Annotated in this window: 10 protein-coding genes, 1 tRNA gene and 1 other annotated feature; of the genes, 7 read left to right on the top strand and 4 right to left on the bottom strand. The window is 67.8% G+C overall.

All coding sequences use genetic code 11. The annotated features are described in order from the left end of the window. Window positions 1-9 precede the first annotated feature (9 nt). Window positions 10-2,253 (bottom strand): TonB-dependent receptor family protein, encoded by a 2,244-nt coding sequence (locus tag ACQHGV_RS00130; RefSeq protein WP_440978971.1) that lies wholly within the window; start codon window positions 2,251-2,253, stop codon window positions 10-12. A gap of 108 nt (window positions 2,254-2,361) precedes the next feature. Then, window positions 2,362-2,514 carry a hypothetical protein gene (locus tag ACQHGV_RS00125; RefSeq protein ID WP_440978970.1) on the bottom strand — a complete coding sequence of 51 codons (153 nt, stop codon included), beginning with the start codon at window positions 2,512-2,514 and terminating at the stop codon, window positions 2,362-2,364. Between the two features lie 85 nt (window positions 2,515-2,599). On the opposite strand from ACQHGV_RS00125, the gene ACQHGV_RS00120 reads away from it, so the two are divergent. The 6 genes from ACQHGV_RS00120 (at window position 2,600) to ACQHGV_RS00095 (ending at window position 10,263) form a co-directional block, all read left to right on the top strand. Beyond that, window positions 2,600-2,674 (top strand) — tRNA-Thr (locus tag ACQHGV_RS00120). Window positions 2,675-2,795: 121 nt separating this feature from the next. Then, window positions 2,796-4,088, top strand: a complete 1,293-nt coding sequence (locus ACQHGV_RS00115; RefSeq protein WP_440978969.1) for a dicarboxylate/amino acid:cation symporter — start codon at window positions 2,796-2,798, stop codon at window positions 4,086-4,088. Between the two features lie 71 nt (window positions 4,089-4,159). Beyond that, window positions 4,160-6,271, top strand: a complete 2,112-nt coding sequence (locus ACQHGV_RS00110) for a transglycosylase domain-containing protein (protein ID WP_440980092.1) — start codon at window positions 4,160-4,162, stop codon at window positions 6,269-6,271. A 406-nt stretch (window positions 6,272-6,677) separates the two neighbouring features. Next, window positions 6,678-6,733, top strand: a sequence feature (sul1 is cis-regulatory element that is thought to sense ions involved in sulfur or methionine metabolism; They are found in Alphaproteobacteria). A 70-nt stretch (window positions 6,734-6,803) separates the two neighbouring features. Further along, complete coding sequence (locus ACQHGV_RS00105) at window positions 6,804-8,285, top strand: SulP family inorganic anion transporter (protein WP_440978968.1); 1,482 nt, start codon at window positions 6,804-6,806, stop codon at window positions 8,283-8,285. A gap of 59 nt (window positions 8,286-8,344) precedes the next feature. Beyond that, entirely contained in the window at window positions 8,345-9,346 is a 1,002-nt protein-coding gene (locus ACQHGV_RS00100) for a threonine aldolase family protein (protein ID WP_440978967.1), read from the top strand. Continuing rightward, window positions 9,343-10,263, top strand: a complete 921-nt coding sequence (locus ACQHGV_RS00095) for a DMT family transporter (protein ID WP_183952747.1) — start codon at window positions 9,343-9,345, stop codon at window positions 10,261-10,263. The genes ACQHGV_RS00100 and ACQHGV_RS00095 overlap by 4 nt, the downstream gene beginning before the upstream one ends. Here ACQHGV_RS00095 and ACQHGV_RS00090 read toward each other — a convergent pair. Together ACQHGV_RS00090 and ACQHGV_RS00085 are read right to left on the bottom strand one after the other, a co-directional pair. Beyond that, on the bottom strand, window positions 10,173-11,012 hold the full coding sequence (locus ACQHGV_RS00090; protein WP_440978966.1) for an NAD(P)-dependent oxidoreductase: 840 nt from the start codon (window positions 11,010-11,012) through the stop codon (window positions 10,173-10,175). The two genes, ACQHGV_RS00095 and ACQHGV_RS00090, sit on opposite strands and share 91 nt — an antisense overlap. Window positions 11,013-11,576: 564 nt before the next feature. Next, entirely contained in the window at window positions 11,577-13,295 is a 1,719-nt protein-coding gene (locus tag ACQHGV_RS00085; RefSeq protein ID WP_440978965.1) for a M28 family peptidase, read from the bottom strand. Between the two features lie 138 nt (window positions 13,296-13,433). Between ACQHGV_RS00085 and pepN the strand changes: the two genes are divergently transcribed. After that, window positions 13,434-16,037 carry an aminopeptidase N gene (gene pepN / locus ACQHGV_RS00080; RefSeq protein WP_440980091.1) on the top strand — a complete coding sequence of 868 codons (2,604 nt, stop codon included), beginning with the start codon at window positions 13,434-13,436 and terminating at the stop codon, window positions 16,035-16,037. The last annotated feature ends 11 nt before the right edge of the window (window positions 16,038-16,048 follow it).

Raw genomic sequence — 16,048 nt, 5'->3', positions numbered from 1 at the left:
GGGGATGGATCAGAAGCGGGCGCGCAACCCCGCCAGCGCCAGTCGCGGTGCGCCCGGCCGCGCGCCGGCGGGCGAGAAGGCGACATTGTAGCGGTCGTCGAACAGATTCTGCACCGTGGCATAGGCGCTGATGCCGGGCATCAGATCGACCTCGCCCGCCAGATCGACGACGGTGCGTGCGTCGATCCGCTCCGCCGCCGGGATGGCGCCCGATCCGGCGAAGCCGCGCGTCGCGCTGACATGATTGGCGGTCGCGGTCAGCCGCGCGGGGCCGGCATCGATCCCGGCGGTCAGCGTCAGCTGGTGCGGCGGCAGATAGGGCAGCCGGTCGCCGCGCGTCACGTTGCCGAAATAGCTGCTGACGAAGCTCGTATCGAACCGCGCCCGGGTATAGGTATAGGCCAGCGCCAGCGGCGCGCGCCATCCGCCGCCCAGTTTCAGGTCATAGCCGCCCGACACTTCGACGCCGCTCGCATCCGCCTTGCCGCCGCTGAACTGGTCGCCCAGGTCGCAGGTCACCCCAGTCGAGGCGGTACAGGTGCCGACCAGATTGTTGTAGTCGTTGAGGAAGCCGATCGCCTCCAGCCGCCAGTCGCTCTGGCCCAGCCGCACCCCCGCCTCGTAATTCCACGAGGTTTCGGGATCGATCGTCGATCCGGGCGCGGGGGCGGCGAAGCCGCGGTGGACGCCGCCGACCAGGCTGACCGCATCGCCCAGCCGCACCGTCGCGCCGATGCCGGGAATCCAGACATCGACCCGGCGGCGGACATTGGCGGTCGGGGTCGCCCGCGCCACGTCGCCCAGTGCCCAGCGCGTCTGTTCCAGCTGAATCGTCTCATAGCGCAGTCCCGGGGTCAGCACGACCGGACCGGCGGTGATCCGGTCCTGCGCGAAAAAGGCCCAGGCACGCGCATCGCCGCGCCGGTTATCCTGGGTGCCGCGCACGCCGGTGGTGGTCCGCACCATGCGACCATCGACCATGCGATAGCGGTCCTCCTGTTGCAGCCGATCCTCGAAATCCTCGTGGTAGCGCGCCGACAGCTCCAGCCGGTGCGCAACCGCGCCGGTGGTGAAGTCCGCGCCCAGCACCGACTGGATGCCCATGCTCTGATACAGGCGATTATTGTCGCGCACGCGGAGCGCCCCCGTCCGGCCGACATAGCCCGGCGCGCCGACGATATCGGCAAAGGCCAGCGGGTTGGCCGCCGGGTTCGCCAGCACATCGGCCATCGAGGTCCAACCGGTGTTCGCCGCGTTGCGCACGTCCTGCAACTTGTACCAGGACCGGGCGGTGTCGGTGCGATAGGCGACGGTCGTCAGGTCCAGCGCCTGGCCGATGCGCGAGCGCCAGGTCAGCTGATAGCCGCTGTGCCCGACATTCATCACGTCGCGCTGGCTGGCATTGTAGCGGCGATCAGGATCGGCGGCGAAATCGGCGAGCGACAGGCCGAGATAGGTTTCGTCGCTGCGTTCGTCATAGGTCTGATATTTGAACTCGACGATGTGCCGCCCGTCGCTGGAGCGCAGCCCCGCCTTGGCGACGACATCGTTGATTCGAAAGCCGGTCGGGCCGCCTATGTCGATCCGCTTGAAGCCGTCGGAGCGTTCGTACAGCCCCTCGACCATCGCCCCCGCCTCCAGTCCCGCACCCAGCGTCTGCCAGCCACCCAGCGCGCCGTGCAGCCGCGCACCGCCATAATTGCCCGCCAGTATCTCGCCCCGGCCGCTCATCTCCCCCACCGGCTTGTCCGAGATCGGCGTCGAGAAGAAACCCAGCGCGCCGCCGATCGTCGAAGGGCCGTATTTGATCGCGGCGGGGCCCTTGGCCACCTCCACGCCGACCATGCGGGCGACACGCGGGAAATAATAGGCGGCGGGCGCGGCATAGGGCGCGGGTGCGGCGAGCACGCCGTCCTCCATCACCACGATCCGCGCGCTGCGATCGGTGCCCGAGCCGCGAATACCGATATTGGGCCGCAGCCCCAGCCCGTCCTCCTCCTGCAGGGTCACGCCCGGCACCTGACGAAGCACGCGGTTGATGTCGCCATAGGAAAAGGTGCGGAGCTGCTCTTCGTCCAGGCGGTGGACCGAACCGCCCGCCTTGTCGGCGTCCTCGCGGTTGGCGGTGACGACGATGCCGCCGAGCGGATCGCTGTCGGTCACGGGATCGGCATCATGCGCTATGGCGGGTGCGGACATCATCGCGCACCAGGCGAGGGCGCCCAGACTGACGGCTTGCACTTTGATCTGCATCACATTCCCCTTTGCTCTTGCCGCAGCGGCTAGAAGGAAATGCGATTCACTATCAATATCAGTTTTGTGTTGTTTTGTTGCCTGCGGAATAAGTGTCTGGCTTTGCGGCTATTCCCGTTCGTCCGCCGCCGCCTGCGGATCGCCGCCATTCCCGTGCGGTGCCGCCGGACCGTCGTCCAGCCCCCGCGCCTGCGCCTTGCGCCGCTTCAGATTCTCGCGCAGCGCCGCTGCCAGCCGCTCAGCCTTTTCATCTTTTGCCATGATGATTTGCATAATCCGACGATCCAGCGCTTGACAATGTCCCGCCAATCGTCTCTAGGCGCGCTTCCCGCGTTGAGACGCGAGTGCTGCCGTAGCTCAGTGGTAGAGCGCATCCTTGGTAAGGCTGAGGTCGTGAGTTCAATCCTCACCGGCAGCACCATTCTCCCCATCACTTCCCCTAAAGGGGTCCCCGCCCCCTAAGGGCGCGGAATTGGGGAGCTTTCCGCCCCCCACGCAAAACTTGGTTGGGATCGTTTCGCCGGCTCGCTAGCTATGGTCGGATGAGACTCCGTTTTTCCTTTGGGGTGCAGGTGTTCGTCGGCATGGCCGTGGGCCTGCTGCTCGGCCTGCTCGCCCGGTCGCAGGGGCTGGCCGGCCTGGCCGAAGCGCTGCGCATCGTCGGCGAAAGCTTCGTGCAGTTGCTGAAGGTACTGGTGGTGCCGCTGGTGTTCACCGCCATCGTCGCCTCGATCGCCGCGCTGCGCGACCTGAACAATGCCGCGCGGCTGGTTGCCGCCACCTTCATCTGGTTCGCCATCACCGCGCTGATCGCGGTCACCATCGGGCTGACGCTGGGCACGGTGCTGCAACCCGGCCTGCATGCCGGCGTCGCGCCGGGCAGCGCGGTGCGGCCCGACACCGCCGGCTCGTGGCTCGACTTCCTGCGCGGGCTGATCCCCTCCAACATCCTCGGCCTGTCCGCCTCGACCAGCGCGGGCGATGGCGGCGCGCTCAAGACAGGCCTGTCGTTCAACATCCTCCAGATCATCGTCATGGCGGTCGCGATCGGCGTCGCGGCGGTACGCGTCGGCGACAAGGGCGAGAGCTTCCTGTCGTTCAACGCCTCGGCGCTCGCCATCTTCCGGCGTATCCTGTCCTGGGTGATCCGGCTGACCCCGATCGGCTCGGGCGCGCTCTTGGGCAATGCCATCGTGCGCTATGGCTGGCAGTCGCTCTCCGCGCTCGGCAGCTTTGCGCTGGCCATCTATATCGGCCTCGGCCTCGTGCTGTTCGTCGTCTATCCGCTGCTGCTGCTCGCCAACGGCATGTCGCCCAGGCGCTTCTATGCCGCCGCCTGGCCCGCCATCCAGCTGGGCTTCGTGTCGCGCTCGTCGATCGCCACCCTGCCCGTCACCGAGGACGCGGTCGAGCGCCGACTGGGCGTGCCGCGCGCTTACTCCGCCTTTGCGGTGCCCTTCGCCGCGACGACCAAGATGGACGGCTGCGCCGCCATCTATCCCGCGATCTCGGCCCTGTTCGTCGCGCAATATTATGGCCTGCCGCTGCATGTCGGCGATTATGTGCTGATCGTGCTGGTCTCGGTACTGGGCTCGGCGGCGACGGCGGGGCTGACCGGGGCGGTCGTCATGCTGACGCTGACGCTGTCCACCCTGGGCCTGCCGCTGGAGGGCGCCGGGCTGCTCCTCGCCATCGATCCGATCCTCGACATGGGGCGGACCGCGATCAATGTCGCGGGCCAGGCGCTGGTCCCGACCATCGTCGCGCACCGTGCCGGCCTGATCGAAGACACGCCGCCTGCGGACCGCTTGCCGGAGGTGCCGCAAACAGGGTAAACATGGGGCCATGCTTGCGCTCGGTGTTCTGGTAAAGTAATACACGAGTGGCCGACCGCCGGAACCCTGTGATGCGCCCCGACCCGTTCAATCCCGACCGTATGCCGATCGACCGCCCCTATGAGCCGGTCGGGCACCATTATCCGCTCTATGACGCGGAGACGCAGAGCTGGTCCTTCGGCCCCGACGAGGAGGAGCCGACGCCCGGCCGGCCGCGTCGCCAGATCCGCTGGGGCCGGTGGATTACGCGCGGGCTGGGCGTGGGGATCATCCTGCTGATCATCGCGGTCATCTGGCTGGCGATCACGGCACCGCTGTCGCGCTCGCTCCAGCCGCCGACGCCACCCTCGATCACGCTGACCGCCGATGACGGCACGCCGATCGCACGGCGCGGCGCGATCATCGGCGCGCCGGTCGACGCCGCCAAGCTGCCCCCGCATGTGCGCGAGGCGTTCTTCGCGATCGAGGACCGGCGCTTCTATTCGCACTGGGGCATCGACCCGCGCGGCATCCTGCGCGCCGCCTGGCACAATCTCGGCTCGGGCGGGGTGCGCGAGGGCGGATCGACCATCACCCAGCAGCTGGCGAAGAACGCATTCCTCGATTCCGACCGCACCGCCGGGCGCAAAATCCGCGAGGCGATGATCGCGCTGTGGCTGGAGGCGTGGCTGACCAAGGACGAAATCCTCTCGCGCTATCTGTCGAACGTCTATTTCGGCGACAATGTGTATGGACTGACCGCCGCGTCGAAACATTATTTCGGGCGCACGCCGGACAAGCTGAACATCGGTCAGGCGGCGATGCTCGCCGGGCTGGTCAAGGCGCCGTCGCGGCTCGCCCCGACCAGCAATCTGAAGGGCGCGCGGGCGCGGCAGGCAGTCGTCATCGGCGCGATGGAGGATGCCGGCTTCCTGACCAAGGCGGAGGCAGACGCGGTGCAGCCGCAGCGCGTCCTCGCCGCCCGGCCGGAAACGCTGCCCTCGGGCACCTATTTCGCCGACTGGGTCCTGCCCGAGGCGCGCGACCAGGCGGGCGAGATCAAGACCGAGGCGACCGTCCAGACGACGCTCAATCCGCGCCTGCAACGCATCGCCGAGCGGACGGTGCGCAGCGCCGGCCTGCGCGAGGCGCAGGTCGCGCTGGTCGCGATGCGTCCCGATGGCCGCGTCGTCGCGATGGTCGGCGGCAAGGACTATTCCAAGAGCCCGTTCAACCGCGCCACCCAGGCGCGGCGTCAGCCGGGCTCCGCGTTCAAGCTGTTCGTCTATCTGGCGGCGCTGCGTTCGGGCATGACGCCGGACTCGACCATCGAGGACGAACCGGTCGACATCGCCGGATGGAAGCCGCGCAACAGCGATGGCCGCTATCTGGGCAAGATCACGCTGCGCCAGGCGTTCGCGCGCTCGTCCAACGTGGCGGCGGCACGGCTGACCCAGGCGGTCGGCGTGAAGGCGGTGACCAAGGCGGCGCGTGATCTGGGCATCTCCACCCCCATCGCCAATGAGGCGACGATCGGTCTGGGCACCTCGACCGTCAGCCTGCTGGAGCTGACCGCCGCCTATGCCGCGGTCGCCAATGAAAGCTATCCGGTCGCGCCGCATGGCCTGACCGACGTCCGCGAAAAGGGCTGGTATCAGTCGCTGACCGACCGCAAGACCGGCTTTTCCTCGGCGGTGCATGACGGGATGCTCGACCTGCTGTCCGCCTCGATCAAGTCGGGCACCGGGCGTCAGGCGATGCTGACCGTCGATGCTTACGGCAAGACCGGCACGACGCAGGATTCGCGCGACGCGCTGTTCGTCGGCTTCGCGCGCGACCTGGTGGTCGGCGTGTGGGTCGGCAATGACGACAATACGCCCAATCCCGGCCTGTCGGGCGGCGGCGTGCCCGCGCGCATCTGGCGCGCGTTCATGCAATCCGCGCTCGACATCCCGCCGGTGGCGGCACCCGTGGTGCAGGAAGAGGTCGATCCCGATGCCTATGCCAACGGCGTGGACGAAGAGGTGATGCCCGCCCCCGCCGATCCGGTCGGCGAGATCATCCAGGGTCTGGGGCTGGACCTGCGCACCGGTGACGACGGGTCGATCACCGTCGGCCCCGGCCGCCGCCGCCCCGAACGCGCCGGCCCCGGCCCCGACGACCGCCGCCCGCCCGACGAACGCTATGAGGGCGAGGGGGAGTAGCGAACGCTCTCGGGCTGCAGACGCTTTTTCCTTCGCGGCTTTGCGTGATGCCATTTGATGTTCACGCGAAGCCGCGATGACGCGAAGAGGTTTGGTTCACGCAGAGGCGCGGAGGACGCGGAGAGGGCGGACGATCGAGCCTTCAACTCCTCCCCTGCAAGGGGAGGGGGACCATGCGCAGCATGGTGGAGGGGTGTCCCCGGTCGCGGGGAATGGACCGTTCACCAGCGGCGACACCCCTCCGTCAGGCCTTCGGCCTGCCACCTCCCCTTGCAGGGGAGGAATTAGAGGCCAAGTCGCGCATCCTCTATGTGTCCTCTGCGCCTCTGCGCGAACCAAGGCCTTGAGCCTCCGCCGTTGGGGCTTGCCCTTCCCCCCTCATACCGATTAGACGCGCGGTCATTCGCAAGGACCCGGTGCAATTCCGGGTGGCTATTCCGGCCGCCGATCCGCCGGACAACAGAATGCATGGCCCCATCGCCGCTCCTGCCCTCAGAGAGCGTGTTCGCCATGCGCGATATTCTGGTATTTCATGACTCTCCAAAGCTACCGAACCCAATGGTTCTCCAACCTGGGCGATGCGCGGCGCGATGTGCTGGCGGGTATCGTCGTCGCCCTCGCGCTGATTCCCGAGGCGATCGGCTTTTCGATCATCTCGGGCGTCGATCCGCGCGTCGGCCTTTATGCCTCGGTCGCGATCGCGATCGTCATTTCCTTTACTGGTGGCCGGCCGGCGATGATCTCGGCCGCGACCGCCGCCGTCGCGGTCGTCGTCACCCCGTTGGTCCGTGAGCACGGCGTCGATTATCTCTTCGCCGCGACCATCCTGATGGGGCTGATCCAGATCGCCGCCGGGCTGCTACGCCTCGACCTGGTGATGCAGTTCGTATCGCGCTCGGTCATCACCGGCTTCGTCAACGCGCTCGCCATCCTGATCTTCATGGCGCAGCTGCCGCAGCTGATCGGCGTCAGCTGGCACAGCTATGCGCTGATCGCCGGCGGGCTGGCCATCATCTACCTGCTGCCGCGCATCACTAAGGCCGTCCCCTCCCCGCTCGTCGCCATCCTGGTGCTGGCGGCGATCAGCATCGCCATGGGCCTGCCGGTGCGCACGGTCGGCGACATGGGCCGCCTGCCCGAGGGGCTGCCCAGCCTGGCGCTGCCCAATGTGCCGCTCAGCTTCGAGACGTTGCGGATCATCCTACCTTATTCGTTGACCATGGCCGCCGTCGGCCTGCTCGAATCGCTGCTGACCGCGCAGATCGTCGACGACATGACCGATACCGACAGCGACAAGCGGCGCGAATGCGGCGGTCAGGGCGTGGCCAATATCGCCGCCGCGCTGGTCGGTGGCATGGGCGGCTGCGCGATGATCGGCCAGTCGGTGATCAACGTCACGTCCGGCGGGCGCAAGCGGTTGTCGACGCTGACCGCCGGGCTGTTCCTGCTGTTCCTGCTCGCCGTGCTGGGCCCCGTGGTCGGGCGCATTCCGATGCCCGCGCTGGTCGCGGTGATGATCATGGTGTCGATCGGCACGTTCAGCTGGAACTCGATCCCCAATCTGCGCCGCCATCCGCTGACCTCCTCGGTCGTCATGCTGGTCACGGTGGCGGTGGTCGTCGCCACCCGCGATTTGGCGCAGGGCGTGCTGGCCGGCGTGCTGCTGTCGGGCGTGTTCTTCGCCGGCAAGGTCCGCCGCCTGTTCGCGGTCGAGCGGATCGAGGAGGCCGGCACGGTACGCTACCATGTGACCGGGCAGATCTTCTTCGCCTCGGTCGACCGCTTCACCCGCGCCTTCCTGCCCGAACGGGGACGGACCGTGGTGATCGACGTATCGGCGGCGCATTTCTGGGACATTTCGGGGGTCGGTGCGCTCGACAAGATCGTCGCGCGGCTGCGTCGCGACGGTTCGACGGTCGAGGTGATTGGCTATAACCGGGCCAGCGCCGATCTGGTCGACCGCTTCGCGCTGCATGACAAGACGGGGTTCGAACTGGGCGCGGTGCCGCACTGACGCATCGCATGGGGCGGTGGTGTTGACCTGACCCACCGCCTCCCCCAAACGCCTGAGCCATGCGCTTTTTCTCGGACAATGCCGCCCGTATCCATCCCAAGGTGATGGAGGCCATCGCCGCCGCCGACCATATGGATACCGCCTATGACGGCGATCGCTGGTCCAGGGCGCTGGACGGGCGGCTATCCGAGCTGTTCGGGACGGAGGTGGAGGTGTTGTGGGTGCCCACCGGCACCGCCGCCAACTGCCTGGCGCTCGCCGCGCTCTGCCCGCCTTATGGCGGCGTGGTCTGCCACCGCGACTCGCATATCCAGAATGACGAAGGCGGCGCGCCCGAATTCTACACCCACGGCGCCAAGCTGATGCTGGCGGATGGCGAGGGAGCGAAGCTGACTCCCGATACGATCCGCAGCCTGATCGACGCGATCGCCAACGATGTGCACCGGGTCCAGCCGCACGCCATCTCGATCACCAACGCCACCGAATATGGCCGCGTCTACAATCCGGGCGAAGTCGCCGCGATCGGCGCGCTCGCCAAGGAGCGGGGCTTAGGCTTCCACATGGACGGCGCGCGCTTCGCCAATGCGGTGGCGCGGCTGGGTTGTACGCCCGCCGCAATCACTTGGCAGTCGGGCGTCGACGCGCTGTCCTTCGGCTTCGTCAAGAACGGCGCGATGAGTGCCGAGGCGCTGGTCTTCTTCAAGCCCGGCCTCGCTGAGGTCACCCGCCGCCGCCGCAAGCGCGCCGGGCTGCTGATGTCCAAGGGCCGCTATCTGGCCGCGCAGGTGCTGGCGATGGTCGAGAACGACCTGTGGATCGCCAATGGTGCGCTAGCCAATGCCTGTGCCGAGCGGCTGGCCGGGGCGGCGGGCGACCGTCTGGTCCACCCCGTCGAGGCGAACGAGGTCTTCCTACGCGCCACGCCCGAGGAAGCCGCCCGCTTGCGGGGGCAGGGTTTCGACTTCTACGACTGGGCGGAGGGCGAGATTCGCCTGGTCACCGCCTGGGACACCGACGCGCATCATGTCGCCGCGCTCGCCGATGCGATCGCCAGCCTGTGAGCGAGTTCGACACCGGACCGCGCTCCACCCGCGCCGCCGTCCTGATCCCCTTCGCGATCGTCACGCTGATCTGGGGATCGACCTGGCTGGTCATCCGCGACCAGATTTCGGTCGTCCCCGCCACCTGGTCGGTCAGCTATCGCTTCCTGGTCGGCGGGCTGGCCATGGGTGCGTTCGCGCTGGCCAAGCGTGAGAGTTTCCGGCTCGGCACCACCGGCTGGCTGTTCGCAGGCGGCATCGGGCTGTTCCAGTTCGTCCTCAACTTCAACTTCGTCTACCGCGCCGAGGCGTACATCACCTCCGGACTGGTCGCGGTCGTCTTCGCGATGTTGCTGATCCCCAATGCGGGGTTCGCGCGGCTGTTTCTGGGGCAGCGCATGGGACGGCAGCTGCTGGTCGGCTCCGCCATCGCGATGGCGGGTGCGGCGCTGCTGTTCGTGCATGAAGCGCGGGTCGATCCCGCGGGCCCCTCCCGCGCGCTGACCGGTATCGCGCTGACCATCGTCGCGATCCTGTCCGCCTCCACGGCGAACGTCATGCAGGCGACCAACACCGCCAAGCGCTTCCCGATGCATGCGACGCTCAGTGTCGCGATGCTGATCGGCTCTGCGCTGGATGCGGTTATCGCCTATAGCCTGAACGGCCCGCCGGTGTTCGAGATGCGCGCCGGCTATATCCTCGGCATCCTCTATCTCGGCCTCTTCGCCTCGGCGCTGGCCTTTCCGCTCTATTACCGGGTGCTGCGCACGATCGGCCCGGCCAAGGCGGCCTATTCCAGCGTGATCGTCCCCGTCATCGCGATGAGCCTGTCGACGGTGTTCGAGGGCTATCGCTGGTCGCTGCTGGCGGGTGCGGGCGCGGGCGTGACCGCGATCGGGCTGGTCATCGCGCTCAAGGCGCGCAGGCCCAACCGGTAATCGGGATAGCGGGGGCGCCAGTTCAGCACCCGCTTGGCCTTGCCATTCGCCACCCGCCGGTTCTCAGCATAGAAACCCCGCGCCGCTGCCGACAGGCTTTCGAGCGGCACGAGCGGCGGCGGCGGCAGGCCCGCCAGTTGCGCGGCGTAGGACACCACCGCATCCTGATCGCAAGGGTGATCGTCGGACAGGTTATACGCGCCGGCCGGACCGTCGAACCCGGCGATCACGCCCGAGACGATGTCGGCGATATGCACTCGGCTGAACACCTGTCCGGGCAGCCCGACCCGGTGCGCGCGTCCGCCACGAACCCGGTCGATCGGCGAACGGCCGGGGCCGTAGATGCCCGGCAGGCGAAACACCCGCGCCCCCAGCGCCTGCCAATCCGCATCCGCCGCCGCGCGCGCCGCGCGTCGTCCCGAGCCGATCGGCGCGGTCTCGTCCACCCACGCGCCGCCGGTATCGCCGTAAACGCCGGTCGAGGAGAGATAGCCGATCCAAGCCTCGGACCGGGCCAGTTGCGGGCCATAGGCGACCAGCACCGGGTCCTGCTCGCCCTCTGGCGGCACCGAGGACAGGATATGCGTGGAGGCGGCCATCTCCGCCTCCACCCGCTCGCGGTCGTCGAACCGCACGGTGCCGCCGCACCCGTCGCGTGTGGTGCCGATAACGGACCAGCCGCGCCCTTCCATCAATGCCGCCAAATGGCCGGCGGCATAGCCCATGCCGAAGACGAACAGCTTACTCACCCAACCTCCGTACATGGCCTTCGACGTCGTTCAGCCTGAACGGGCGTGGCGGAGGTTTGGCTGCAAAAGCCTGCCCGCTCCGACCGCCATCGCCGCCAGCCCCAACCTCCGTTCGCACTGAGCGCAGTCGAAGTGTATGCCGGGGACGGGCCACCTGGCGAAGGTTATCCCTTGGCCTTCGACTACGCTCAGGCTGAATGGGTGTGGGGTGGTTTGGCTGCAAATGCCTTTTCGCTCCAGCCACCGTCGCCGGCCGCCCCAACCTCCGTTCGCACTGAGCGAAGTCGAAGTGTACGCCGGGGACGGGCCGTTTGGCGAAGGTTATCCCTTGGCCTTCGACTTCGCTCAGGCTGAACGGGTGTGGGGTGGTTTGGCGACAAAAGCCTTCCCGCTCGAACCACCGTCACCGGCCACCCCCAACCTCCGTTCGCACTGAGCGAAGTCGAAGTGCACGCCCCGGACGGGCCACTTGGCCCAGCTTATCCCTTGGTCTTCGACTTCGCTCAGGCTGAACGAGCGTGGGGGAGGTTTGGCGCCAAATAGCCGAAACGCTCCCCCTCCCCCTCACTTCGCCGCCATCGGCCCCTTGTACAGCGTGCCGAAATAGTCGCCCTTGTTCCACACCGGCCGCTCCGCGCCATCGGCGATCTCGCGCGCGATGGCGTAGTTCACGCTCACGAAGCGCGGGCCCTGGCTCCAGTCGATACCCTGATCCACCTCGTCACCGGGCTTGTGATAGCGGTGGCTCATGAAGTCGGCGACCGCCGCCTTGCCCGGCCCGGCCTGGCCCGGCCACAGGAAGACCGAGGGGATGCCCTTCTGCACGAAGCGGAAATGGTCGGAGCGGACGAAGATCCCCTCCTCAGGCATCGGATCGGGCGCGACCGGCAGGCCCATCGCGCCCACCGCCTTGCGCACGATCGGCCCCAGGGTCGAGCGGTCCGCGCCGAACACCACCATATCCTCGAACTTGTAGGTCAGGATCGGCATGTCGAGATTGACGTCGGCGACGATCGACGACAGCGGCACGGTCGGATGGTTGGCGAAATAGTCCGAGCCGACCAGCCCCTTCTCCTCCGCCGTCACCGCCAGGAACATGACGGTGCGCTTCGGTGCCGCCGCCGCCTTGAAGCGCTTGGCCTCCTCGATCAGGCTGGCGATGCCGATGGCATTGTCGAGCGCGCCGTTGTTGATCCGGTCGCCATCGCCGCCCTCATTGACGCCGATATGGTCGAGATGCGCCGACAGGACGACGACCTGGTCCTTCAGCTTGGGATCGCTGCCCGGGATGATGCCGATGACGTTGCTGCTGTCCATCGGCTTGAAGCTGGTCTTGCTGGCGACCGTCATCTGTCCCCGGGCCGTGACGGGCGTGAAGCGCGGCTTGGCCGATGCAGCGGCCTTGGTGATCGCGGCCCAGTCCTTGCCGAACAGCTTGGCCGCGCCGGCTTGCGACAGCGTGCCCAGCACCGGGGTGGTCGGCGTCATCGCATGCGCGGTGCCGTCCGGGTTGGCCCAGGTCACGCGCTGCGCATCATAATAGCGTGCCAGCGCGGCGAAGGGGCGCTGGCGGCCATTGGCGCGCGGCATGTCGATCTGCACAGCGCCGACAGCACCCCGCGCCGCCGCCAGGGCGGCCTTGTTCGCCGCCGATCCGAAAAAGGCGCGCTCCTCGCCCCCCAGCCCCTCGGGCGTGCCGGGCAGGAAGGCGACGATCTTGCCGCGCACATCGACGCCCTTGTAATCGGTCAGCCCATATTGCGCGGCATCGATGCCATAGCCGACGAAGACGACCGGCGCGCTCAGGCTGGTCTCCTTGGCATTGGGCACCGGCGAGGGCACGAAATCCTCACCGAAGACCAGCTCCTGCGGCTGGCCGCCCATGGCCGTCCACATCGCGCTGCCCTTGTCGGCGACCTTGTAGCCGACCAGCGGCACCGTCTGCAGATAGCCGCCCTCGTCACCGCCGGGGCGCAGGCCCGCGGCATAGAATTGCGCGGCGACATATTGCGCGGCGATGTCGTAATCGCGGGTCCCCGCCTCACGCCCCGCCATCGCGTCCGACGCCAGGAACATGACATGCGCCTTCATCGCCGCCTGATCCTCGGGCAGCGGGGCGGTGATGGTCGCGTTGCGCTCGGCGGGACTGCGCTGGGGCGTTATGGTCTGGGCCGTGGCCGGCGCGATCTGGGCATGATCGTGGCCAAAGGCGTGATCATGGTCGTGCGCGACAGCGGCGGTGGACAGGAGAAGCAGCGGCAGCAGAGCCGTCGAACGCGACATGCAGGACCTTTCGGGAAAAAACAGTCCCTAGGGGTATCATGCCGCCCCCCGCGATCAAGCGGCATGCCTTGTCGCACCACGCTTTTTTCCGCCGCGCCCGCCATGGCCCTATCGGATCGGCAGGGCTATATTCCCGCGATGGACATCCAGCACAGCGTGGCCCAGCCCAGCACCGCCCCCGCCGTCATCCGGCGCGAGGATTATTGCCCGCCGGCCTGGGCCGTGCCCGAGATCACGCTCGATTTTCGGCTCGACCCGGCCGAAACCCGGGTCCGTGCCACCCTGTCGGTGACGCGAAACGGCGCGCATGACGAGCCGCTGCGCCTCGACGGCGCAGGGCAGACGCCGGTGTCGGTGACGATCGACGGGGCGGCGGTCAACGACTGGCGGATCGAGGGCGAGCAGCTGGTCGTGCCGCTGTCCGGCGACGCCCATATCGTCGAGACCGAGGTCGTGATCGCCCCCGATCGCAACACCCAGCTGATGGGCCTTTACGCCTCGGGCGGCAATCTGTGCACCCAGTGCGAGGCGGAGGGGTTCCGCCGCATCACCTTCTTCCCCGACCGGCCCGATGTGCTCAGCGTCTACCGCGTCCGCATGACGGCGGATGCGCGGCGTTTCCCGGTGCTGCTCGCCAATGGCGATCCGGTGGCGAAAGGGACCAACGACGACGGCACGCACTGGGCCGAATGGCACGATCCCTTCCCCAAGCCCAGCTATCTGTTCGCGCTGGTCGCGGGCGATCTGGCGGTCAACCGTTCGACCTTCACCACGATGAGCGGGCGTGAGGTCGAGCTCGGCATCTGGGTGCGCGCCGCCGATCTGGCCAAGACCGACCATGCGCTCCACGCGCTGAAGCTGTCCATGGCGTGGGACGAGCGCGTCTATGGCCGCGAATATGACCTGGACGTGTTCAACATCGTCGCGGTCGACGATTTCAACTTCGGCGCGATGGAGAATAAGGGGCTGAACATCTTCAACAGCCGCTATATTCTCGCCGATCCCGACACCGCGACCGATTACGACTATGACGCGATCGCCGCCGTCGTCGCGCATGAATATTTCCACAACTGGTCGGGCAACCGGATCACCTGCCGCGACTGGTTCCAGCTGTCGCTGAAGGAAGGCTTCACCGTCTATCGCGACCAGTGTTTCTCCGCCGACCAAGGATCGGCGGCGGTCAAGCGGATCGAGGAGGTTCGGGGGCTGCGCGCCAGCCAGTTCCCCGAGGATTCCGGTCCGCTCGCGCATCCGGTGCGCCCCGAAAGCTATATCGAGATCAGCAACTTCTACACGGCGACCATCTACAACAAGGGTGCCGAGCTGATCCGGATGATGGCGACCATCCTGGGGCCGGTGAAGTTCCGCGCCGCCACCGACCTGTATTTCAGCCGCTTCGACGGGACGGCCGCGACCTGCGAGGATTTCGTTGCCTGCATGGAGGAAGCGGGCGGCGTCGATCTGCGCCAGTTCCGCCTCTGGTATTCCCAGGCCGGCACGCCGCGCGTCTCGGCTGGCCTCTCGCACGAGCCCGGCGGCGGCCGCGCGGTGCTGCGCCTGGCCCAGCACGTCCCGCCGTCGCCCGGCCAGCCGGTCAAGCAGCCGATGGTCCTGCCGCTGAAGGTCCGGCTGTTCGGCGCCGAGACCGGCCGGCCGCTGACCGACGAACAGCTGATCCTGCTCGACCAGGCGGCCGAGACGATCACGTTCGAGGCGGTGACCGAGCGTCCCGTCCTGTCGATCAATCGCGGCTTTTCCGCGCCCGTCGTCATCGAGAGCGATCGGTCGGCGGCCGATCTGGCGTTCCTGTCGGCGCATGACGACGATCCCTTCGCCCGGTACGAGGCGATGCAACAGCTGATGCTCGACACGCTGGTCGCGGGCACGATCAACGGGGAAATGAATGCGCAGGCGGTGATCGACGCGGTCGCACGCACGCTGGAGGCCGAGGGGCTGGAGCCGGCCTTCCTCGCCGAGGCGGTGCTGCTGCCCTCGGAGAATTTCATCGGCGATCAGCTGGCGATGGTCGACCCCGATGCGATCCATGCGGCGCGCGAGTCGTTGCGGCGGCAGATCGGTCAAGCCCTGGCGCCTGTGTGGCGGCGGCTCTACGGCGAGATGGCGCAAGGAGCCTATGTCTATTCCCCCGATGCCAAGGGCCGTCGCCGGCTGCGCAGCGTCGCGCTCGGCTATATTGCGGCGAGCGGGGCGGAGGACGCCGCCGCGCTGGCGCTGGCGCAGTTCGACGCCGCCGACAACATGACCGACCGGCAGGCGGCGCTGACCACGCTGGTCAGCTCCGACGCGCCCGAGCGCGACATCGCGCTGGAGCGGTTCCATGCGCGCTATGCCGACAATGCGCTGGTGCTCGACAAATGGTTCCAGACCCAGGCGCTGTCGTCGCGCGACGATACCGGTGCGGTCGTGGCGACGCTGGCCGAGCATCCGACCTTCACCCTGGCCAACCCCAATCGCGCTCGCGCGCTGATCGGTGCGTTCGGGATGAACCAGCGCGCGTTCAATGCCGCCGACGGCTCGGGCTATCGCTTCCTGGCGGACCAGCTGATTGCGCTCGACCGGCTCAACCCGCAGACGGCGGCGAAGCTACTGCCGCCGCTCGGCCGCTGGCGCCGGTTCGACGGGAACCGTGCGCAGCTGATGCGCGCTGAACTGGCGCGCATCGTCGCGACGCCGGGACTGTCCAAGGACCTGTTCGAGCAGGCGTCGAAGAGTTTGGATTGAACAAATTCCTC

Source organism: Sphingomonas pseudosanguinis, assembly GCF_052056765.1.
GTDB classification, from domain to species: Bacteria; Pseudomonadota; Alphaproteobacteria; order Sphingomonadales; family Sphingomonadaceae; genus Sphingomonas; species Sphingomonas pseudosanguinis.
The sequence above is the reverse complement of the archived record's forward strand: the minus strand, read 5'-3'. Positions and strand labels throughout refer to the sequence as shown.